At 61.5% G+C, this 20,506-nt stretch carries 16 protein-coding genes and 7 pseudogenes; 7 read left to right on the forward strand and 16 right to left on the reverse strand.

Features of this window, described 5'->3' with window-relative positions; translation table 11 throughout:
* The first annotated feature begins 105 nt into the window (after positions 1-105).
* Positions 106-1,191 (forward strand): hypothetical protein, encoded by a 1,086-nt coding sequence (locus tag X771_RS140000; protein WP_155923297.1) that lies wholly within the window; start codon positions 106-108, stop codon positions 1,189-1,191.
* 2 nt (positions 1,192-1,193) lie between these two features.
* Here the strand turns inward: X771_RS140000 and X771_RS139995 are convergent, their stop codons facing one another.
* The 14 genes and pseudogenes from X771_RS139995 to X771_RS139945 all read right to left on the reverse strand — a co-directional run bounded on the left by X771_RS139995 (position 1,194) and on the right by X771_RS139945 (position 13,828).
* Positions 1,194-1,484, reverse strand: coding sequence for a hypothetical protein (locus tag X771_RS139995; protein ID WP_023689927.1), 291 nt, complete (start codon positions 1,482-1,484; stop codon positions 1,194-1,196).
* A 186-nt stretch (positions 1,485-1,670) separates the two neighbouring features.
* Positions 1,671-2,114 (reverse strand): annotated as a pseudogene (locus X771_RS139990) (TCP-1/cpn60 chaperonin family protein); the annotation flags it as partial.
* 1 nt (position 2,115) lies between these two features.
* A pseudogene (locus X771_RS0135000) lies at positions 2,116-3,396 on the reverse strand (chaperonin GroEL); the annotation flags it as partial.
* Between the two features lie 42 nt (positions 3,397-3,438).
* Positions 3,439-3,573, reverse strand: a pseudogene (locus X771_RS1000000169455) (hypothetical protein); the annotation flags it as partial.
* 63 nt (positions 3,574-3,636) lie between these two features.
* Positions 3,637-3,862: pseudogene (locus tag X771_RS04340) on the reverse strand (co-chaperone GroES).
* Positions 3,863-4,294: 432 nt separating this feature from the next.
* Entirely contained in the window at positions 4,295-5,278 is a 984-nt protein-coding gene (locus X771_RS139985; RefSeq protein WP_023685574.1) for a beta-ketoacyl-ACP synthase III, read from the reverse strand.
* The gene (locus X771_RS139980; RefSeq protein WP_023689931.1) at positions 5,275-6,540 is read right to left on the reverse strand and encodes an adenosylmethionine--8-amino-7-oxononanoate transaminase; all 1,266 of its coding nucleotides are present in this window, start codon (positions 6,538-6,540) and stop codon (positions 5,275-5,277) included. The genes X771_RS139985 and X771_RS139980 overlap by 4 nt, the downstream gene beginning before the upstream one ends.
* Positions 6,540-7,175: a dethiobiotin synthase gene (gene bioD / locus X771_RS139975; protein ID WP_023673640.1), complete on the reverse strand. Its 636-nt coding sequence runs from the start codon at positions 7,173-7,175 to the stop codon at positions 6,540-6,542. Before bioD ends, X771_RS139980 begins: the two co-directional genes overlap by 1 nt.
* A complete protein-coding gene (locus tag X771_RS139970) occupies positions 7,172-8,323 on the reverse strand; it encodes an 8-amino-7-oxononanoate synthase (protein ID WP_023673639.1) in 1,152 nt (383 codons plus the stop codon). Before X771_RS139970 ends, bioD begins: the two co-directional genes overlap by 4 nt.
* Positions 8,320-9,333: a biotin synthase BioB gene (gene bioB / locus X771_RS139965; RefSeq protein WP_031203143.1), complete on the reverse strand. Its 1,014-nt coding sequence runs from the start codon at positions 9,331-9,333 to the stop codon at positions 8,320-8,322. The genes X771_RS139970 and bioB overlap by 4 nt, the downstream gene beginning before the upstream one ends.
* 92 nt (positions 9,334-9,425) lie before the next feature.
* Positions 9,426-10,280 carry a carboxylating nicotinate-nucleotide diphosphorylase gene (gene nadC / locus X771_RS139960; protein ID WP_023673637.1) on the reverse strand — a complete coding sequence of 285 codons (855 nt, stop codon included), beginning with the start codon at positions 10,278-10,280 and terminating at the stop codon, positions 9,426-9,428.
* Positions 10,277-11,821: an L-aspartate oxidase gene (locus X771_RS139955; RefSeq protein ID WP_023689933.1), complete on the reverse strand. Its 1,545-nt coding sequence runs from the start codon at positions 11,819-11,821 to the stop codon at positions 10,277-10,279. The genes nadC and X771_RS139955 overlap by 4 nt, the downstream gene beginning before the upstream one ends.
* Positions 11,818-12,792 (reverse strand): quinolinate synthase NadA, encoded by a 975-nt coding sequence (gene nadA, locus X771_RS139950; RefSeq protein ID WP_023689934.1) that lies wholly within the window; start codon positions 12,790-12,792, stop codon positions 11,818-11,820. The genes X771_RS139955 and nadA overlap by 4 nt, the downstream gene beginning before the upstream one ends.
* Positions 12,793-12,859: 67 nt before the next feature.
* Positions 12,860-13,828 carry a membrane protein gene (locus tag X771_RS139945; RefSeq protein WP_023673634.1) on the reverse strand — a complete coding sequence of 323 codons (969 nt, stop codon included), beginning with the start codon at positions 13,826-13,828 and terminating at the stop codon, positions 12,860-12,862.
* A gap of 160 nt (positions 13,829-13,988) precedes the next feature.
* On the opposite strand from X771_RS139945, the gene panB reads away from it, so the two are divergent.
* The 6 genes and pseudogenes from panB to X771_RS139925 all read left to right on the forward strand — a co-directional run bounded on the left by panB (position 13,989) and on the right by X771_RS139925 (position 19,477).
* Positions 13,989-14,849, forward strand: a complete 861-nt coding sequence (gene panB, locus X771_RS139940) for a 3-methyl-2-oxobutanoate hydroxymethyltransferase (protein ID WP_023707031.1) — start codon at positions 13,989-13,991, stop codon at positions 14,847-14,849.
* Positions 14,846-15,709, forward strand: a complete 864-nt coding sequence (panC, locus tag X771_RS139935) for a pantoate--beta-alanine ligase (RefSeq protein WP_023689935.1) — start codon at positions 14,846-14,848, stop codon at positions 15,707-15,709. Before panB ends, panC begins: the two co-directional genes overlap by 4 nt.
* A gap of 93 nt (positions 15,710-15,802) precedes the next feature.
* Positions 15,803-16,516, forward strand: a pseudogene (locus X771_RS0135005) (LuxR family transcriptional regulator); the annotation flags it as partial.
* A 306-nt stretch (positions 16,517-16,822) separates the two neighbouring features.
* Positions 16,823-17,466 (forward strand): annotated as a pseudogene (locus X771_RS01000000165430) (acyl-homoserine-lactone synthase).
* A gap of 455 nt (positions 17,467-17,921) precedes the next feature.
* Positions 17,922-18,332 (forward strand): DUF2285 domain-containing protein, encoded by a 411-nt coding sequence (locus tag X771_RS139930; RefSeq protein ID WP_023673629.1) that lies wholly within the window; start codon positions 17,922-17,924, stop codon positions 18,330-18,332.
* A 170-nt stretch (positions 18,333-18,502) separates the two neighbouring features.
* Positions 18,503-19,477 (forward strand): hypothetical protein, encoded by a 975-nt coding sequence (locus tag X771_RS139925; RefSeq protein ID WP_023708080.1) that lies wholly within the window; start codon positions 18,503-18,505, stop codon positions 19,475-19,477.
* A 538-nt stretch (positions 19,478-20,015) separates the two neighbouring features.
* On the opposite strand, the gene X771_RS1000000168365 is transcribed toward X771_RS139925, so the two are convergent.
* Both X771_RS1000000168365 and X771_RS01000000165435 read right to left on the reverse strand, forming a co-directional pair.
* Positions 20,016-20,225 carry a helix-turn-helix domain-containing protein gene (locus X771_RS1000000168365; protein WP_280942279.1) on the reverse strand — a complete coding sequence of 70 codons (210 nt, stop codon included), beginning with the start codon at positions 20,223-20,225 and terminating at the stop codon, positions 20,016-20,018.
* A gap of 11 nt (positions 20,226-20,236) precedes the next feature.
* Positions 20,237-20,506: pseudogene (locus X771_RS01000000165435) on the reverse strand (helix-turn-helix domain-containing protein); the annotation flags it as partial.

Below are 20,506 nucleotides of genomic sequence, written 5' to 3' on the forward strand. Positions count from 1 at the left end.
GCTGAAAATCTACGCGGCATCTGCACGGCGCCTGGTCCGGCTCGCCATCGTTCCGCGCTCATAGGCAAGCAAATGGCAATCGGCCAACGCCGAGGAGTGCTTGTCTTGCTGACGCCTTTGATCCTGATTCCGCTTCCGTTTCTGTTTGTGCCCTTCTTCATCGCGGTGGCAATGCCGAACCGCGTGTGTCTCGCCGTCTGCGCTGTCGTCCTGGCTGCCGGCATCGCTTACCTGCGTGGCGATGGCTCTTTCGACGGACCGGGAGGCTTGTTGGCTGCCGTGCTGTGGGCAGCAATGGCAATAGGTGCGGCGGTGGGCGTCATCGCGCGAGGCATAGGGTTGGGATTGAGTTCGTTCGGCGCGAAGAGGGCCATCGTACAGTCGCCTGTGCTCGTCGCGTTTCTGGTCTTGGCGCTCGGATTTTCATGGCTGTTTGTCGTCAAACCGAAACTTGACGCACGGCCGGCATCGCAAGCCTGTCTGACATCGATCATCCACATCAAGATCGGCGGCCGTTTGCTCTCGACCCCGCCTGCGCCCGTGGTGCAGATCAGCAACGGCTATATAGCCGACTACGGTTTGAGCAGTGCCAAAGGCACGCGCCTGGTGTGCAGCGCAACTGACAATGGTTTGATTCCCCTGACCGCCAGTTCACTCTCCCTGCGCTTTGGCGATCTGAAGAACCACCGCAAGCCGAATCTCGTCGAGCGAACATTTTGTACCATGGCTAAACCCGGTGGTTGGGTCGCTCTGTGGTGCGACAGATTCAATGCACCCGAAGCATTGGCAGACTGGCCCGAAACGCTTGTCGTGGGTCTATCGTCGGATTTTTCGCTGAGGCATCCCTTTCTCCTCAACGGGCCGCCGCGAGAAGAACTTGCTGCAGGACTTGCCAAATCGGCAGGCAGCGGCAACCCGATCGTTGGGCTGCCGGCAGTCGGTTTTGTCCGCTATAAAATGCCTTCGAATGCTGAATACTGGGTCAGCACCGACCCAAGCTGGCGGCTGCCGGACAACGCGATCTATTTGATGGATTGTTCGTTGGACCGATGTCGCGTCGCGTTTTCGATCGATGGCACCGTTTTCGCTGGCTACAGTTTCCAGGCACCGATCGAGGGCCGCGAGGCAAGGTCGCGCGCCGTCTATTCGAAGGCTATGACGCTTCTGGATGAACTGCATTCCAATCGCTAAATTTAGGTCCCGCTGTCGAGAAGGTTCTGGCTAGCCAACTGCTCGACGATCGCCTTTCTTGCCTCGTCGCGCTTCTTGACATCGGCGACCGCGTCGGCGCGTACGAGCATCGCTTTCCAGAATGCGGTCCAGCTTTCGTTGCGCGGGAACAATGCCGACAGGGAGCCGCCACCCCTTTCTGTGCTTAACTTGTCCAGTTTGGCCCACAACGCCGGCGATTGATGCCTAATCCTTGTAAAGCGCAGAAAAGCCGTTTCCGAAAACTTGCCCACCAGCGGCGTGAGCGCGCGCATCCGTTGCCAGCCGGTGAAGTAGCGTTGGCAGATAGTCGTCCCTTCACGAGCAACAGGCGCGATAATCGCGCCGCCTCACCAGCAGCGCTGTTGTTCGAGTATGCAGATGCGGCTGACGGGCTCAGTCCAAAACAAAAAGGGCGCCTCTCGGCGCCCTTTCCGTATGCATAAGCCGGATAGCTTGGATTAGAAATCCATGCCGCCCATGCCGCCCATGCCGCCGCCGCCCATGCCGCCAGGCATGCCGCCGCCAGCAGACTCCTTCTTGGGAGCCTCCGCGATCATGGCTTCGGTGGTGACGAGCAGGCCGGCGACCGAAGCCGCGTCCTGGAGAGCGGTACGAACGACCTTGACCGGGTCGACGATGCCCATGGCGATCATGTCGCCATACTCGCCGGTCTGGGCGTTGTAGCCGTAGGTCGCGCCCTTGTTGTCGAGGATCTTGCCGGCAACGATCGAAGCTTCAGCACCTGCGTTCGAAGCGATCTGACGGGCCGGAGCCTGCAGTGCACGACGAACGATGTTGATGCCGGCAGCCTGGTCGGCATTGACGCCGGTGACCTTGATGTTGGCCGAAGCGCGCAGGAGAGCGACGCCGCCGCCTGCAACGATGCCTTCTTCCACGGCCGCNCTTGCCGGCAACGATCGAAGCTTCAGCACCTGCGTTCGAAGCGATCTGACGGGCCGGAGCCTGCAGTGCACGGCGAACGATGTTGATTCCGGCAGCCTGGTCGGCATTGACGCCGGTGACCTTGATGTTGGCCGAAGCGCGCAGGAGAGCGACGCCGCCGCCTGCAACGATGCCTTCTTCCACGGCCGCACGGGTCGCGTTGAGGGCGTCATCGACGCGGTCCTTCTTTTCCTTGACTTCGACTTCCGTCGCGCCGCCGACACGGATCACCGCAACGCCGCCGGCGAGCTTCGCCAGACGTTCCTGCAGCTTCTCCTTGTCGTAGTCCGACGTGGTCTCTTCGATCTGCTGCTTGATCTGGGCAACGCGGCCCTGGATCTCGTCCTTCTTGCCGGCGCCGTCGACAATGGTGGTGTTCTCCTTGGAGATCGACACCTTCTTGGCGCGGCCGAGCATGTTGAGGCCGACATTCTCGAGCTTGATGCCGAGGTCTTCCGAGATGACCTGGCCACCGGTCAGGATGGCGATGTCTTCCAGCATGGCCTTGCGGCGATCACCGAAGCCCGGCGCCTTGACGGCGGCGATCTTCAGGCCACCGCGCAGCTTGTTGACGACCAGCGTGGCCAGAGCCTCGCCTTCGACGTCTTCCGAGATGATGAGCAGCGGCTTGGAGGTCTGCACGACGGCTTCGAGAACCGGCAGCATGGCCTGGAGGTTGGACAGCTTCTTCNGCGAGAGATAGCCGCGGTCGAACTGCATGCCTTCGACGACTTCCAGCTCGGTCTCGGCGGTCTTGGCTTCTTCAACCGTGATGACGCCTTCATTGCCGACCTTCTGCATCGCTTCGGCGATCATCTTGCCGACCGACTCGTCGCCATTGCCGGCGATCGTGCCGACCTGGGCAACTTCCTCGGAGGTCTTGATCTTCTTGGCAGCGTTGCCGAGAGCCGCGACCACTTCGGTCACGGCCAGGTCGATGCCGCGCTTCAGGTCCATCGGGTTCATGCCGGCGGCAACGGCCTTGTTACCTTCCTGGACGATCGACTGCGCCAGGACGGTCGCGGTCGTGGTGCCATCACCGGCGATGTCGTTGGTCTTCGAAGCAACTTCGCGGATCATCTGCGCGCCCATGTTTTCGAACTTGTCGGAAAGTTCGATTTCCTTGGCGACGGTGACGCCGTCCTTGGTGATGCGCGGTGCGCCGAACGACTTGTCGATGACGACGTTGCGGCCNTCGCAGACCGTGAAGGGCACGGAAGGTCCGGGCGCGGTAAGCTCGATTTCCTTGGCGACGGTGACGCCGTCCTTGGTGATGCGCGGTGCGCCGAACGACTTGTCGATGACGACGTTGCGGCCCTTGGGACCGAGGGTCACCTTCACTGCGTCGGCGAGGATGTTGATGCCGTGAAGCATGCGCTCGCGGGCGTCGCGGGAGAATTTTACGTCTTTGGCAGCCATTTTTTAGCTCCTGGCAGGGGCTTGCGATCAAGCCCGAAATTCAGTTGACGGTGAGGCCGATAATCAGCCGATGATGCCCATAATGTCGGATTCCTTCATGATCAGAAGGTCTTCGCCATTGAGCTTGACTTCGGTGCCCGACCACTTGCCGAACAGGATGCGGAGATCGGAAGAGCACANTTTCCTTTGCCGTATCCGGGATGATGATCCCGCCGGCGGTCTTGGATTCGGATTCGACCCGGCGTACGACCACGCGGTCATGCAGCGGCCGGAAATTCGACTTTGCCATTTTTGGATTTCCTTGGTGCGGATGTTGAACGGTGCTCCGTTGCCGGAGCATGCCTAGCACTCAGCCGAAGCGAGTGCTAACGCGGCAATGAGATAAGCCGCAGGCTCCTGCTAGTCAAGACGGAAGAGCAAAGAGCAAAGAGAAAAGAGAAGACAGCAAAGAGCAGGCAGCAAAGAGCGTGTAAGCATCGAGCCTTTTATGTGAACAATGTCGGGTATCCGACATATATGGGGCGGCTCACCCTTTGTAATTGAGCTTTATTCAGATGGTACGATTGGTGCAACGGGTGTTGCATTTGAACTCATCCAGAGGCTCGCACGGGTCGTGCTGCGTCAGCTTGGTCATGTCGAGCTTCAGAAGGCCATTTTTTGGCATTGGTTCTGTTGCTCCTATTGCCGTTCATGACCAATCCTGCGCGCGTGAGCCGGCCGGCTAGATTCCAACCACGAGAGCGCCGCCGCTGAGACCCGCACCCGCCGCCGCCAGAAGGATTTTCTCTCCTGGCTGGAATGGCTTCATCTGGTTGGCGAGCGAGAGCGACAGCGGGACCGTCGCGGCCGAAGAGTTGCCGTATTCGGCAATCGTCTTGACAATTGCTTGGTCCGCAATGCCGAGGTTTCTTCCGACCGCGCCGAAAATCCGAGTATTGGCCTGATGCGGCACAAACCGGCCGACATTGTGTGGCCGCACTCCCGCAGTGGCTAGCGCGGCTGTCGAGCAATCGGTCATCATCTCGACGGCCTTTGCGAACACTTCGGGCCCGTCGGTCATCGTCATCCGGGTCTGCCCGAGGTCGAGGTCGCCATGGAACGGCGTGTTGCTTCCTCCTGCGGGAATCTGGATCAGCCCGTAGCGCGAGCCGTCCGATGCCACCGAGGCACCGAGAATGCCCCGATCAGCATCATCGCACTGACCGATCACCAGGGCGCCGGCGGCATCGGCGAACAAGACTGAGCTCGCGCGCTCGGCTGGATTGATGCGGCGGCTGAGGATGTTGGCGGCGATGACCAGCGCTGGTTTGCCATGCAGGCGGGTGAACCCGTCCGCAAACATCAGCGCATAGATGAAGCCGGCGCAGGCGCCGGTCAGATCGACCGCGCCTGCGCGGCCAAGGCCAAGCTTGTGTGCGACCAGCGGCGCGCTTGGCGGCAGAAGATGGTCGGGCGTCGAGGTGGCAAGCAACAGCAGACCGATGTCGTGGCGCGCAATACCGGCGTTCACCAGCGCCATGTCGCCAGCCCGGGTGGCAAGACCCGACAGCGTGTCTTCGTCCGTTGCCCAGAAGCGCGAACGGATTCCGGTACGCCTTTCGATCCAGCCCGGCTCGAGGCCGAGATTGCTCTCGATCTCGGCATTGGCCACCTTGCGCCCAGGCACGTGATGGCCAAGTCCGAGAATGCGCGACGACTTGCTCATGGCCTTGACCCGAAGCGCTCCCCGGCCTCCTCGATGGCGTCATAGAGTCGTTCGAGCTCGTCGCCTGCGATGCAATAGGGTGGCAGAAGATAGAGGACATTGCCGAGCGGGCGCACAAGTAGGCCGCGCTCGAGGAAGAAAGCGCGCAGCTTCGGACCAATCTCGGCGAGATAACCTGCTGAACCGGTTCGCAGGTCGAGCGCCGCGATCGTTCCCGTGGCTCGACAGTCGGCAAAATATGGATTTTCCCGAAAGCGTTGCAGCCCGACGGCCTGCATCACGCTCAAGGCCGTGATCCGCCCGGCCACTGGCTCGTCGCGCCAGATCTCGACATTGGCGAGTGCTGCCGCACAGGCAATCGGATTGGCGGTGTAGGAGCTCGAATGGAAAAACGTCTTCTTCCGGTCCTCGGAATAGTGCGCCCGGAAGATGGCATCGGTGACAAGCGTTACGGCCAGCGGGATGGTGCCGCCGGTCAAGCCTTTGGAGGTGCACAGGATATCTGGAGAAATCGATGCCTGCTCGCAGGCGAACATGGTTCCGGTGCGTCCCCAGCCGGTCATCACCTCGTCGGCGATCAGCAGCGAGCCGGAGGCCTCAGTGATCTTCTTCAATTCGGCCAGAACCGATGCTGGATACATCAGCATGCCGCCGGCGCCCAGCACCAGCGGCTCGACGATCAAGGCTGCGGCTCGTCGATCGCGGGTCACAGCCTCGAAACGATCCAGCGTCTCCTGCTCGTGCCCCGCGGCCGGAAAGGGGATGATGTCGACCTCGAACAGCAAGGGTTCATAGGCGGCGTTGAACACGCCACGCGCACCGACGCTCATCGTTCCAATCGTGTCACCATGATAGCTGTGCTCCATGACGACGATGCGCGAGCGCGGCGCGCCGATGTTGCGGAAATAACCGAGCGCCATCTTCAGCGCGACTTCGACTGAGGTCGAGCCACTGTCGGAATAGAACACCCAGTCGAGTCCAGCGGGAGCGAGGCCGACAAGCGCCTTGGCCAAGCGCTCTGCCGGCTCGTGCGTGAAGCCCGCAAAGATAATCTGGTCGAGGCTCGACGCGGTTGTCTCGATTGCCTTCATGATGCGGGGATGGCGGTGGCCATGTGTGACGACCCACCAGGAGGAGATGGCGTCCAGGATGCGGGCGCCGTCGGCCCTGTGGAGATAGGCGCCCTCAGTCAGGACGATTTCTGGGATCGCAGGCTCGAGTGCGTGCTGGGTGAAGGGATGCCACACATGAGACTGCGACATCAGTCACCTCCAGTAATCGAGGCGAAGGCGAAGCCGGCAACCATTGCGTCCCTCAGTGTTTTCCCCGTCAGCACATCGAGGTGCGGCAGCCTGCCGAGCTGCGGGGCACCGCTGAATTCCACGATGGTCCGTTGCGTATCGGCCATCTCATCGCCGATGAAAGCGATGCCCGCCAACGGGATGGAGCGGGCGCGGAGCGCCTCGACCGATAGCAAGGTGTGGTTGATGGTGCCGAGTGTGGTGCGGGCGCACAGAATAACGGGCAGCCGCCATTCAGCGAAGATGTCGATTAACCTTGTGCGCCGGTTGAGCGGCACCATTAGGCCGCCGGAGCCTTCGATGACGAGCGGCGTCGGTAGGACGGGAAAAGCAAGATCGGCAGCCTTGATCGCCACGCCGTCGATCTCGGCCGAACGATGCGGCGACAGCGGGCTCCGCAAGCGGTAGGCTTCCGGCAGCACGCGCTCTGAGGGCAAGCCGGCAAGCCGCGCGACAACCTCGCTGTCGGTCTCGCCGTCGAGGCCCGATTGCACCGGTTTCCAGTAAAAGCCGTCCAGCAAACCGGCGAGCCCAGCCGCAAACACGGTCTTGCCAACTCCGGTATCCGTTCCGGTGATGACGATGCGTTGGGTCATATCGCCTCCGGTGATGTTTCGGCCAACACCTCGACCAGCGCCTCGACCATGGCGGAAATGTCGGCTTCGCCAATATTGAGCGTCAGTGAGATGCGCAGCCGCGACGTGCCCTCGGGCACGGTCGGAGGACGAACGCCGCGTATGTCGAAGCCGCGGGCCTGCAGGCGCGCCGCCACTGCCATGGTGCGCCTGACATCGCCGATTACTAAGGGCTGGATCTGAGAGCCACTTGGTGTCACACCCCAGCGATTGACCAACCGGCCGGCGCTGGCGACGCGTTCATGCAGCTGAACACGCCGCATAGGCTCGTCGGCGAGCATTGCGAGTGCCTCGCGCGCCACGACCGCCATCAGTGGCGATGGCGCGGTTGCGTAGATGAATGGCCGGCAACGGTTGATCAGATATTCGCACAGTGCCCTCGGCCCGGTGACGAGCCCACCAGATGCGCCGAGCGCCTTGCCGCAGGTGTGGAGCGCTATGATGTTGTCGCGGCCCTCGAAAGCGGCGGCAAGCCCCCGGCCATCCGGTCCCCAGACGCCGGTGGCATGCGCCTCATCAATGACGATGAATGCGCCGTGCCGATCGGCAAGTGCGACCAGGCTCTCCAAAGGCGCGCAGTCGCCATCCATGCTGTAAAGGCTTTCCACCGCGATCCAGACGCATCCCATGCCACCTGCGACGCGCCAACGTGTAATCGCATCCTCGACAGCGGTGGCGTCGTTGTGCGCGGCCAGCACGAACTGTGCGCGCCCGGCCTGCGCACCCTCATGCATGCTGGCATGGGCGAGCTCATCGACAACCAAAAGATCGCCCTTCTGCGGCAGGGCGCTCAGCAGAGCGAAGTTGGCGATGTAGCCGCTGCCGAAGAACAGCGCGCGGTCGGCTCCAAAGAATGCCGCCGCGTCTGCCTCGAGCTGCTCGTGTTCCGGTGCATTGCCGCGCAACAGCCGCGACCCGGTGGCGCCAACCGGCGTGCCCCGCGCAATCGCCGCCACAACCGCATCGCCAAGTCTTCTGGACGCGGCCAGCCCGAGATAGTCGTTCGACGAGAAGTCCAGCCCGGCGCGGGGCGAAAGCGTCCGCAGCCGGTCCTTGCGCGCTAGCCCCTGCAAGGTCGCATCATAACGGGCAAGCGGCGCCCCGTTCATTGCGCCTCGAGTTCCATCGGATCGATGCCAAGGCGCCGGAACAGCAGGGTATCCTTGTCCTCACCGGGATTGTCCGCCGTCAGCAGCGTGTCGCCGAAGAAGATCGAGTTGGCGCCGGCAAAAAAGCACAGCGCCTGCATCTCGTCAGTCATCGCGGTGCGGCCGGCGGACAGACGGACATGCGATTTCGGCATCATGATGCGCGCCAGCGCGATCACGCGCACGAATTCGATCGGCTCAATGGGCTTGGCGTCTGCAAGCGGCGTACCGGCGATCGGGATCAGCATGTTGATCGGAACGCTTTGCGGATGTTCCGGCAGATTGGCCAGCGTCACCAGCATGTCGATCCGGTCCACCGGCTCCTCGCCCATGCCGACAATGCCTCCACAGCAGACCTTGATGCCGGATTTGCGAACGTGGTCAAGCGTCTCGAGCCGCTCGGCAAAGCTCCGCGTACCGATGATCTCGCTATAGTAGCGTTCTGACGTATCGATGTTGTGGTTGTAGTAGTCGAGGCCCGCCTGCTTCAGTCGAGCGGCTTGCTCAAGATCGAGCATGCCGAGTGTCATGCAGGTCTCCAGGCCCAGCGCCTTGACGCCTTCGACCATCGCCACCACCGCATCCATGTCGCGCGCCTTGGGGTTTCGCCAGGCCGCGCCCATGCAATAACGGGTGGCGCCGGCATCACGCGCCTTGGTCGCTTCGGCGATGACGCGCCTGACATCCATCAGCTTGGACGCCTCCAACCCGGTTTCGTGACGCGCCGACTGGCTGCAATAGCCACAATCCTCCGGGCATCCTCCGGTCTTGATGCTGAGCAGCCGGCTGAGCTGGACCTTGTTTGGATCGAAATTCTGGCGGTGCACCGTTTGCGCCAGGAAGAGGAGATTGTTGAAGGGGGCATGGTAAAGTGCCTGAGCCTTCTCCAAGGTCCACGCTCCAGGGTCAGGGGGGTCAAGAGATTTGGCCTGTGGCGGTGTCTGCGTTGAACTTGCCGTTTGCATCTCCATGCTGTTCCTCCGGTCTGTCTTGCGGGTCTTTGCTATCTGACTATGATGATCGGAAAGGACAGTTGACCCAATCCTGTTCGTTACTCAGACAATCATGAGCCCCGATGGTCGAGGCCGATATCCAGGATCGGCGCGCTGTGGATGAGTCGGCCGACCGAAATCAGATCAACGCCGGTCGCGGCAACCGCTCGCGCTGTATGCGACGTGATCCCGCCAGAAGCCTCGGTGATAGCGCGGCCACCGACCATTGCGACGGCGCGGCGAAGATCGGGGAGGGACATGTTGTCGAGCAGAACCGCATCGGGAGCGAAGCCAAGTACCTCCTCCAACTGGGCCAGAGTATCGACCTCGACTTCGATCTTGACGAGATGACCGGCCGCTCTTCGTGCTCGCTCGAGCGCTGGCCGGACGCCGCCTGCGATCGCGATGTGGTTGTCCTTGATCAAAATTGCATCGTCCAGGCCGAAGCGGTGATTGGACCCGCCACCTGCGCGCACGGCATACTTTTCGACTGCCCGCAATCCGGGCGTCGTCTTGCGGGTGCAGACGATCTTCGCGCCATATCCACGAACCGCAGCGACCATCGATGCCGTTGCTGTGGCGATGCCGCTCAGATGGCACAAAAAATTGAGTGCCGTCCTTTCCGCTGTGAGAATGGCCCGGGCCGGGCCAACCACTGATGCAATGACCTCTCCATCCACGACATTGCAGCCGTCTGCCCGCTCCACGGAGATTTCGACACCAGGATCAATCAAGCCGAAAGCGAGCATCGCCAGATCGATGCCGGCGACAACTCCGGACTGTCGCGCCACCAACACGGTTCCCGCTTGGCATTCCTTCGGGACGATGGCGTCCGTGGTCAAGTCGCCGGCTCTGCCAAGGTCTTCAAGAAGAGATGCCCGTACAAGCGGCTCAAGCAGGACCGTGGGGAGCGGTGAGAGCATCATCCCTTTGCACCTTCGGAGCTTGGCGAGTGTCCGAGTTCCCGCGCAGCCGCCAAGGCGGCTTCGAGCGTGATTTCGGACCGTCGGGCGGCAGTCGCATGATGAGGAAAATCTGTCCGGTAATGAGCGCCGCGGCTTTCTTCGCGCAACAAGGCGGCAACAGCAATCATTAGCCCGACAGCCGCCGGATCCGAGACCGCATCCTTGCTTTCGGCGAGCGGCAATAAGGCACGCGCAGCTGCTTTCAACGCTTGACCATCCCGGACGATGCCGAGTGCGCGCGACAGAAAAACGCGCACGGCTATCGGAGCGGGCGGTGGGTAAACGTTCGCAAACGCAGGCCTTGTTCTGCGCGCAGGCGTTCCGGCGACGCTTTCAGCGACCCAGCGGGCGCACACGATTGCCTCCGTCAAGGAATTGCTGGCGAGCCTGTTGGCGCCATGCAGTCCTGTCGAAGCGACTTCGCCGCAGGCCCACAGCCCCTTGACGGAGGTCCTGCCCGAGCTGTCCACGGCAACGCCACCCATGTGGTAGTGTTGGGCCGGACGAATGGGGATGAGATCGCGCGCGGGATTGATGCCGGCTCCAAGGCAGGCTGATGCGATTGTCGGGAAATGTCGAGCGAATGCCGGGCCTGGCCGTTGTCGGGCATCGAGAAAAACATGGTGGCCGTCCGCAAGATGGTTCCACACGGCGCGGGCCAAGACATCGCGAGGCGCAAGTTCCGCCCCTGGCACGCTCTGGAGAAAAGCCTGGCCGGTTTCATCGATCAGGGCAGCACCTTCGCCTCGCACAGCCTCGCTGACCAGCGCCATAGGGCGTTCTGGGCCGTCAAGCGCGGTCGGGTGGAACTGGATGAATTCGAGGTCGGCTAGGACAGCTCCAGCGCGGGCCGCAAGCGCAAGGCCTTGTCCGCAACTGCCCCAAGGGTTCGTGGTGTCGAGAAACAGTCCCCCGATGCCACCGGTGGCGAGAACCACCCGCCGTGAGCCGAAGAAGAAAGGTGCGATCGAACAGCTCGCCCAGACGCCTCGGATCGCATTCTCTCGCACTGCGAGCCGGCGCGCTTCCACGCCCTCCACGACAACTATCGACGGAGTGGAACGCACAGCCGCGATCAGCGCACGCATGATCTCACGCCCGGTGCCGTCCCCATGCGCATGAACGATGCGACGTCGGCTGTGTGCGGCCTCCAATCCGAGGCACAGTGATCCTTCCGGCGTGCGGTCAAAGCGAACCCCAAAGCCCGCAAGCCCCTCTATGGCCTTGGGCGCGGCTTGGAGGATGCGGCTCGCCACGTCTCTGTCGCAGAGACCATCCCCGGCGGCAACCGTATCGGCCAGGTGCATTGCCGGATCGTCGTCTTCGCCGAAACTTGCAGCCAGGCCCCCCTGGGCCCAGGTGCTCGAGTTGTCAGCTCCCAGCAGCGACCTTGACAGAAGAAGCACCGGCTCCGGCGACAGTTGAAGCGCGGTCATCAGTCCGGCGATGCCGCCGCCGATGATGATGGGCCGCCCGAAGAAGCTGCGGAGGTCGGCGCTCAAACTGCCAGCATCCGTTCGACCGCTAGCCGCGCGCGCCCGGCGATCCCGGGTTCGACGGTTACGACATGGTGGTTCTGCTCGAGCGCCGTGCGGATGTTGGCAAGCGTGATCCGCTTCATATGCGGGCACAAATTGCAGGGCCGGATGAACTCGACCTCTGGGTGCGCTAACGCGACGTTGTCGCTCATTGAGCATTCCGTCATCAGCACGACACGTGGCGGCCTTTGCCTTTCGACATAGTCGGACATGGCAGCCGTCGAGCCGGAAAAATCTGCTTCAGCCACGACGTCGGGCGGGCATTCGGGATGGGCGAGCACGACCACGCCGGGATGGCTTTCGCGCAACTCGCGGATGTCGGCCGGTGTAAAGCGCTCATGCACCTCGCAACGCCCTTTCCAGGCGATGATCTGCACATCTGTCTGAGCGGCGATATTCTGGGCCAGATATTCGTCCGGCAACATGATCACCCGGAGAACCCCAAGGGATTCGACGACCGCCTTGGCGTTGCCGGATGTACAGCAGATATCCGACTCGGCCTTCACTTCGGCGGACGTATTTACATAAGTGATGATCGGAACGCCGGGATAACGCTGGCGCATCAAGCGCACGTCTTCTGCCGTGATTGAGTCCGCCAACGAGCAACCGGCGCTGAGATCCGGAATGAGCACGGTCTTGCCCGGATTGAGGAGCTTGGCCGTTTCGGCCATGAAATGGACGCCGGCCAGCACGATGACTTGCGCCTCGACCGTCGCAGCCGTGCGGGCTAGTGCCAAGCTGTCGCCGACGATGTCGGCCACGCAGTGGAAGATCTCGGGCGTCTGATAATTGTGCGCCAGGATGATCGCGTTGCGCTCGCGCTTCAGCGCAAGGATCGCCTCGATATCCTCGGCGAAAGCCGGCCATTCGCTCGGCGGGATCACTCGTCGGACGCGCTCGTAGAGCAACGCGGCCGTAGGCAGCATGGCGCCCATCGACCCCCTCCCGCTTATACTCTAACTGACAATAACCAGCATATACTTGCTGTGAGTATAAGGGATGTCAACCCCGCGCCAGCGGCAATTTTGTCCCGGCGATGAGCCTATCGTCGAGAACGGCGTGGCGGAAACGGAAAAGCTTCGCTGGCCGGCCGCCGGTCTCAGTGGTGGCCTCTCCGGTCTCCTCGACCAGCTCCTGCTGTTCGATCAGTCGGCGAAAGTTCGGCTTGTGGATGAGCCTGCCGGCGAGCGCCTCCACGGTTCGCTGCAGCTGCAAAAGCGTGAAGACCGGCGGCATCAGCTCAAAGACGACTGGGCGGTATTTGATCTTGGAGCGCAGCCGCGCAATGCCGGTCGCCACGATGCGGCGATGATCGGCGACCATGGACTTGCTGGGCACCAGCGGCGGGGGTCCTGCGTCCCGCCCTCTTACGGCCTCTTGGACCAGGCCTGCTTCGTAGACTAACTCATAGCGTTGAAGCGTGAGTTCCTCGTTCCAAAGGCGGTCGTCGAAGCCAAAGGCTATCGTCGCCCGCTGCCAGCGTTCACGTCGCGTGGCCGAATCGCCAACCCCGTTTGCCCATTCGATCAGGCGCGGCCGCAGAACGTCCAGCACGACCGCAGGCGTGCCGGAGCGGTGGTCCTCCCATGGAAAATATTCATACCAACTCTGCCATCCGCACTTGGGCGAGCCCGCTGCCTGTTCCTTGCGCGTCAATGCGAGATAGCTGATGGAGATGACGCGCTGCTGGCGCTCGGCGCCGATGCGATCCCGATCCGCGAACGTGTAGAGTTGCTCAATGTACCCCAGCCGATGGCCGGTTTGCTGCTCGACCCACCCCCTCAAGCCGGATTGCAGCGATCGGTGCTCAAGCGCAAAGGGACCGGAGGGCAAGGTGTCCGCCTGGCCGATGGTGAGGACACAGGGTTGACTTCCGTTTACGGCGACCACAAAGGCGATCAAGTCCACTTTGACGTTGTCGGCCTTGCCGGCGGCTCTGTCTTTCCTGAGTCCTATTGCCTGATCGTCCATTATTTGGCCAACTCGGGGGCACCTTAATCGATTTAGTGTAAGCGTGCCAATTGGCACGTCAACACCCCGCAGCTGCATGGCCATTTTTTTGCTCTTCGCACCTGCACAAAAATGTGCCAAAGGCGACAGCCGCAGCTGGTAACGTAGGGGAAGGGGTCCCATGAGCGCTTATGGTGACACCAGGGCGATCACACCGCCGGATATTCGTTCGCGCAAAGGTGGGACGCCGCTCGTCTGCCTTACCGCCTACACCACCCCAGTCGCCCGGCTTGTCGATCCCCATTGTGATGTGGTGCTCGTCGGCGACAGCGTCGGCATGGTTCTCCACGGCCTGCCCTCGACGCTCGGCGTCACGCTGGAGATGATGATCACGCACGGCCAGGCGGTGCGCCGTGGCATCAAGCAGGCGCTGATGGTGGTCGACCTGCCGTTCGGTTCCTACGAGGAAAGCCCAGAGCAGGCTTTCCGCAATGCCGCGCGCGTCATGGCCGAGACCGGCTGCACGGCCGTCAAGCTCGAAGGCGGCGAAGCGATGGCAGAGACGATCGGCTTCCTCGCCGCACGCGGCGTGCCCGTCATGGCCCATGTCGGATTGACGCCGCAGGCCATCAACACCATCGGTGGCTACCGCGTACAGGGCAGGGGCGGGGATGCCGAGCGCATCAGGCGCGACGCAATTGCGGTGGGCGAAGCGGGCGCCTTTGCGGTCGTCCTGGAGAAGGTTCCTGAGGCGCTCGCCCGCCGGATCACCAAGGAGGTGGCGACCCCGACCATTGGCATCGGTGCCTCGGCAGCCTGTGACGGCCAGATTCTCGTCGTCGACGACATGCTGGGCCTCTTCGGCGACTTCCGGCCCAAGTTCGTCAAGCGCTATGCTGAACTCCGGGAGGCGGCTGCGGCTGCGATCGCTTCCTATGCGCGCGAGGTGAAGGAGCGCCAGTTTCCCGCCGCAGAGCACGTGTTTGCCGATGCGCCCAAGCCCGCCGACACGGACGCCACCAAGAGCGGAGAAGCAGCGTGAGCGTGCCGATCGTCAGGAGCGTTGACCAGCTTCGCGAAAGCGTCGCCGCATGGCGCTGCGAAGGTGTGAGGATAGCCCTGGTGCCAACGATGGGCGTCCTGCATGAGGGCCATCTCAGCCTGGTGCGCGCTGCACTCGAGAAGGCAGACCGTGTGATAGTGACGCTCTTCGTCAACCCGAAGCAATTCAACAGCCAGGCCGATCTTGCCGCGTATCCCCGCACCGAGGACGAGGATGCCGCCAAACTGGCACCGGTTGGCGCGCACCTGCTTTATGCGCCAGATGCAGAGGAGATGTATCCGGCGGGCTTCGCCACCACCGTTTCGGTTTGCGGTGTCAGCGAAGGCCTGTGCGGTACATTCCGGCCGGGGCATTTCGACGGCGTGGCGACCGTCGTCGCCAAGCTCTTCCTGCAGACCAGCGCTGACTTCGGCTTCTTTGGCGAAAAGGACTTTCAGCAAATTCACCTGGTCAGGCGCATGGTCCGGGATCTGGATATTCCAATCACCATTGTTGCCTGTCCGACAGTCCGTGAAGCCGACGGTCTTGCGCTATCATCGCGCAATGTGCGGCTCTCGCCAGCGGAACGCGCTGTTGCTCCCAAGCTATCATCGGTCCTGCTCAAGACGGCTGAGCGGCTTGAGCGCGGCTCACCCATCCTGCCAACGCTTGCAGAATCTCGCGCAGCAATTCTGGCTGCAGGCTATCGCGAGGTCGAATACCTGGAACTTCGCGATGAGGCAGATCTGCACCCGATAACAAGCCTCGATCGACCGGCACGGTTGCTTGCCGCCGCCTGGCTCGGCGGCACACGGCTCATAGACAACGTCAGACTATTTCGGATTGGTTCAACAGATTAGCCACGTTCTCGGCACGCGCCGTATTCGTCCGGGATCATCTAAAACAAGGTCTCTGCCTGGCATTGAGCGTTACGGAGGTTACGCACAGGACACATGCATCGCGTGTTTGAGAACTTCGTCGAGCAACTGTCTGCAAGTGTTGATGCTGCCGATCTCTGTGAGGCAATGGCCTCCGCTGCAGCCGGCTTCGACTTCCCGCTATTCGCCTATTTCACCTACCCGTCAGCCTCCGGCGACGCCCCCCAATTGATTTCAAACTATCCTTCATCCTGGACGTCACGTTATCTGCAACAGCGGTACCACAGTCTCGATCCGGTCATCCTGCGCGGGCNCGGGCTGCAAGGCTGGGATACATTCGATTGGGGTGTGGATCGCGCTCGGCACTGTCTGCCGAATTCGCAGCAACAAATTCTAGAGAGTGCGGCTGAGTTTGGCATCTGCGGCGGCCTGACGATGTCCATGCATGATCATCTCGGCCGGTTTGCTGCCCTGACCTTTGCTTCCGACGAGTCCCGTCCGCCTCTGTTGCGGTCACTGGCACGTTACGAAAAAGCATTGCAGCTGGTGGCCATCAACTTTCATATCCATGTCCGGCGCAGGCTCGCCGATCATCGCGTGGTGGATGGTGTAACGCTCACCCCGCGGGAGTTCGAGTGCCTGAAATGGGCGGCGCGCGGCAAGTCGGCTTGGGATACTAGCCAGCTTCTCGGCGTCTCAAAGCGCACCGTGACCTTTCATCTGGAAAACGCCAAGGCAAAGTTTGGCGTTCGAACGATCAACCAAGCCGTTGCACGAATGGCTGCCTCCGGCCTGACGAGAGGTTGTGTGCGTCAAGTTCTGCAAAAAGGGGCGGCCATGATGCTGGTCATGCGGCTTGGCGCAGAGCGAGCTTNCTTCAGTCTTGGTCATGGTGGCGTTCCTTCGCGGGAATCAGGTGACGTGAACAATCACCAGCCTGCCATGACCGCCCCCTCTCAGCGAATTTGCAGAACTCTCAGCACACTACCTGACGAGATCCTGATTCTCAGCCACGATACCTGTAAACCTCTACAGGCTGCATCGCTGTCAGCTTTGCCCTTCGATGGCGGGAACACATCCCACATGGAGGCGACCATGATGCAACTGATAGCACCAGACTTTTACAGTGATTTTGCAGGCGAGCTCAAAGAGATGCACGGGCTCAGGTTTCGGGTGTTCAAGGAAAGGCTCGATTGGGAAGTTGATACCGAAGACCAGATGGAATCCGATCCGTTTGATGCTCTCAAGCCTGTCTATCTGCTCCTCAAAGGATCCGACTGGCGAATTCGCGGTTGCGTGCGTCTTTTGCCCAGCACCGGACCCACAATGTTGCGCGACACCTTCCCGGTGCTGCTGGGTGCTGACGTCGTGCCCTCGACCACCGACATATGGGAGAGCAGTCGTTTCGCGCTCGATCTTCCTCCGTCGGCGCCCAAGGCAGCGGGCGGGCTGGCTCAGGCGACCTACGAGNGACCTACGAGCTCTTCGCGGGCATGATCGAGTTCGGCTTGGCCAAGGATCTGACCCGGATCGTAACGGTGACGGACACGCGCATGGAGCGGATCCTCCGCCTTGCTACGTGGCCATTGTCGCGCATCGGAGAACCCAAGTGCGTCGGCAAAACGGAGGCGGTGGCTGGGTTTCTCGAGATTTCCCACGCGAGCCTTTTGCGCATCCGCAGCAGGGGACGTCTGAGCGGACCGGTACTGTGGCAACCGGTTCTAGGCCCGTCAGCATAGCGCCATTGTGGACACCTGTGCCATGAAGGATGCTGGTTTGTCCAAGGAAGCGACGGTCGGCCTTGTATGCTGGCCGGACTGGCGTCGCCAGGACGCTTACCACTACGCCAGACGATTGCCACGCACTGGCTGGGCCTGGGAGTTTCTTCGGCGCAATCCACAATTCCAGCGCGACCACGCCAAAATGGCACCGTCCGCCTGCTTTGTCGGAACCCAGGCCGACATGAAGATAATCGAGTTGACGACAGAATCAGCTTTCCTAAGACAATGGAGCCTCCTTTTTCGCGGACGCGCCACAGTCGGACGCTACATCGGCGAGGGTCTTTTGGGATCCGCGCGATTGCGCCTGTATTCTACGAGCGGCCGCGGAGCCGCTGGGGCTCGACCACGATTTTGAACCGCTTCACCTTTCTTCGCTCTCATGCTGCAAGGACATCCTGCTGACAGCTGCGGGCATGCAGCACGTGCTGCTGAGGGAGAACTGCCGGAGTCTGCAGATCGCCGTTTCCGGTGCGTCCGTACTCCGCCCGTTGCGGCTATATGTCGACGCGATCCTTCAGCCGCAGCACCTCAAGTTCCATGTCGCTGCCCTTCAGTTCCTGAACGACATCAATGATTGCCGCCGCGTGTCAGCTGCTTGCTTTCCGCCGGAACACCGCGGAGCGCGTCTGCGTATTGTACTGCAGGCTTTGGATGGCTCGCTGGCGGGAGCATCTCATCAGGAGGTCGCCATTGCCTTGTTCGGGAGACGCCGTGTCGAAGAAGATTGGCGTCATCCAGGCGGCCATCTTCGCGATCAGGTACGTCGCGCCATCCAACGCGGCCGCTACCTGATGGGCGGCGGCTACAGACAGTTCCTGAGGTAATTGGAGTGGTTGCGATTGTCTTATACGAACGCGCAACCTCCATTTTCTCACTGCAATGGTGCGTTGCACAAAACGTGGCAAGCGCCTAGTTCTTCCGCGGCGAATCGGGTTTCGGCGAAACACCGGGACCCAACTTCGTCGATAAGTGCATTCATGACCTGAGGACCCCGATGACCGTTATGAACTCCGACAAAGCCGGCGCTGCAAGCCTTGAGACAATCGCGCGAAACGGCAGCATGCTGCGTCGCATAGCCGTACGCATTCCGACCTACCTGTCGGATATTCGCGAGAACCCGGCGTGGCTGCCCATGTTCATGTTGGCGCGCACCATGCCGGCACGGAGAATGCACTGGCGTGGTGCAAAGCCGGTCCGAAGGCCGCAAAGAGCCCAGGACACGATGTTTGCCGGTGTCAATTGCCACGACGTTGTCGACGCGCTGCGGATGGATGGGCTTTTTCCCGGCCTTGTCCTGCCTGCAATGGTGGCTGAAGATGTAGCCGCATTCGCCAGGTGCACACCTTGTTTCGGCAATTTCGATCGCCGACTCGAGTTCATGCCGGCGGAGCATGCGGAGGCTGAGGCGCGATTTGGCCGTCCGTTGCTCAGCGGCCATTATTTCGAGCGCATTCTGGGCTGTAAGTCGGCCGTTGCCATCCAAAATGATCCGCTGCTCATGGATATCGCGGCGCACTATCTCGGCGGCCAGGCGACGCTGATCACGACGCGCGTCTGGTGGAGCTTCCCGACCGGCCAGGCGTCGGACGCGGACAAGAACCTGGCTTCGCTCGGCAAATACCACTTCGACCTGGACGACTGGCGGATGCTGAAGTTCTTTTTCTATCTGGTGCCCGTCGACGAGGGGACCGGCCCGCATATCTATGTTCGCGGCAGCCATGATCGCCGCGCCCTCAAGCACCAATTTACGCTTGTCGTCGGCCATCCAGCGCAAGAGATTCTGGACGTCTACGGCAAGCAGAGTCCGGTCACGCTGACCGGCAAGGCCGGTTTCGGTTTCGTCGAGGATCCGTTCGGGTTCCATATGGGCACCGTGCCGTCGCACAGGCCACGGCTGATGATGGAAGTTGGCTTCGGCGTTTCTCCTCCATCGCGCCGCCGCTTCCATGGCGAGCCTGTGATCCGCTGATTTCGAAAAGTCCCGAAACAGCCTTCCCGTTGTGAGGGAAGATAAGGCTATGCCGCCAATCGATCTGTTCCGGGCCAAAAGCGGTTGTCTGCATATGCCCTGAACTTGGCTGGTGCAATGAGTCTCGCCATTGCTCCAGCCAGCGCATCAGTGCCTGTTTAATCGAGGTTAGATGGCAGTGCGCCCAAGAGATCCTCCTCGATATCGCCTGCCGCGCGAAGCCTCAGATGCTCTTCGAAAACCTCCTTTACGGACCGAGTCGTCTCGGGTCTCCTTTGAGTGGCCGGAAGGTGGTGCACAGCCGTATCGTGCTTCGGGATCCTGAACGAAGGCGAGGGGCGGTTTGTTCCTCGCGCGGCGCATGCAGCGGTGCCGGCATGACAGCTTCGTCGTGGATCCCGATGCTCGGCAACGTCGGCGGTGAAGGCTCTGTCTAGGCGGCTTACGTGACTCCAATGCAGGAGATCGACCATCTCCTGTTCGAGCACATTCGTTGGCGATCACCGTCGCGGCGCTACGGACGCCGCGGCGCCTGCGATCAATGCAGTTTGCCGACTAGCCGAGCGTATTCGGCTTCAGCCCTGCCATATGACCCATCTGCCAGCGCAATTAGACGCGCGCGATCAAGAATGACTACCTCTCCTCGCATTGAGCGTATCAGACCTTGGCCCTCCAAGGTTTGCAGCGCTATGGTGACGCCGGGCCGCCTGACACCGAGCATAACTGATANACGCGCGCGATCAAGAATGACTCCCTCTCTCGCATTGAGCGTATCAGACCTTGGCCCTCCAAGGTTTGCAGCGCTATGGTGACGCCGGGCCGCCTGACACCGAGCATAACTGATAAGAACTCGTGCGTAATCGCAAAGCTGTTCCCGTCGACGCGATCATCACACATCACCAGCCATCTTGAGAGCCTGTCGACTATGTTCATCCGGGCATTGCTGAGCGCGGTGAAGCTTGCCTGGAGGTGAAAGTAGTGAACGTAGCGGAGCAGAAAACTTCGCAGGGTTAGATCGGAAGAGCGTCG

Origin of the sequence: Mesorhizobium sp. LSJC269B00, assembly GCF_000502815.1 — a bacterium.
Classification (GTDB): Bacteria; Pseudomonadota; Alphaproteobacteria; order Rhizobiales; family Rhizobiaceae; genus Mesorhizobium.

Bases quoted from the DNA above. Each gene is read 5' to 3' on its own strand.
- X771_RS139970 (WP_023673639.1), bottom strand. From the start codon at position 8,323: ATGAACGGGGCGCCGCTTGCCCGTTATGATGCGACCTTGCAGGGGCTA.
- X771_RS139980 (WP_023689931.1), bottom strand. From the start codon at position 6,540: ATGTCGCAGTCTCATGTGTGGCATCCCTTCACCCAGCACGCACTCGAG.
- X771_RS139945 (WP_023673634.1), bottom strand. From the start codon at position 13,828: ATGGACGATCAGGCAATAGGACTCAGGAAAGACAGAGCCGCCGGCAAG.
- X771_RS139995 (WP_023689927.1), bottom strand. From the start codon at position 1,484: ATGCGCGCGCTCACGCCGCTGGTGGGCAAGTTTTCGGAAACGGCTTTT.
- X771_RS139930 (WP_023673629.1), top strand. From the start codon at position 17,922: ATGCAGCACGTGCTGCTGAGGGAGAACTGCCGGAGTCTGCAGATCGCC.
- nadA (WP_023689934.1), bottom strand. From the start codon at position 12,792: ATGGGCGCCATGCTGCCTACGGCCGCGTTGCTCTACGAGCGCGTCCGA.
- X771_RS139985 (WP_023685574.1), bottom strand. From the start codon at position 5,278: ATGAGCAAGTCGTCGCGCATTCTCGGACTTGGCCATCACGTGCCTGGG.
- bioB (WP_031203143.1), bottom strand. From the start codon at position 9,333: ATGGAGATGCAAACGGCAAGTTCAACGCAGACACCGCCACAGGCCAAA.
- X771_RS139925 (WP_023708080.1), top strand. From the start codon at position 18,503: ATGACCGTTATGAACTCCGACAAAGCCGGCGCTGCAAGCCTTGAGACA.
- nadC (WP_023673637.1), bottom strand. From the start codon at position 10,280: ATGATGCTCTCACCGCTCCCCACGGTCCTGCTTGAGCCGCTTGTACGG.
- panB (WP_023707031.1), top strand. From the start codon at position 13,989: ATGAGCGCTTATGGTGACACCAGGGCGATCACACCGCCGGATATTCGT.
- bioD (WP_023673640.1), bottom strand. From the start codon at position 7,175: ATGACCCAACGCATCGTCATCACCGGAACGGATACCGGAGTTGGCAAG.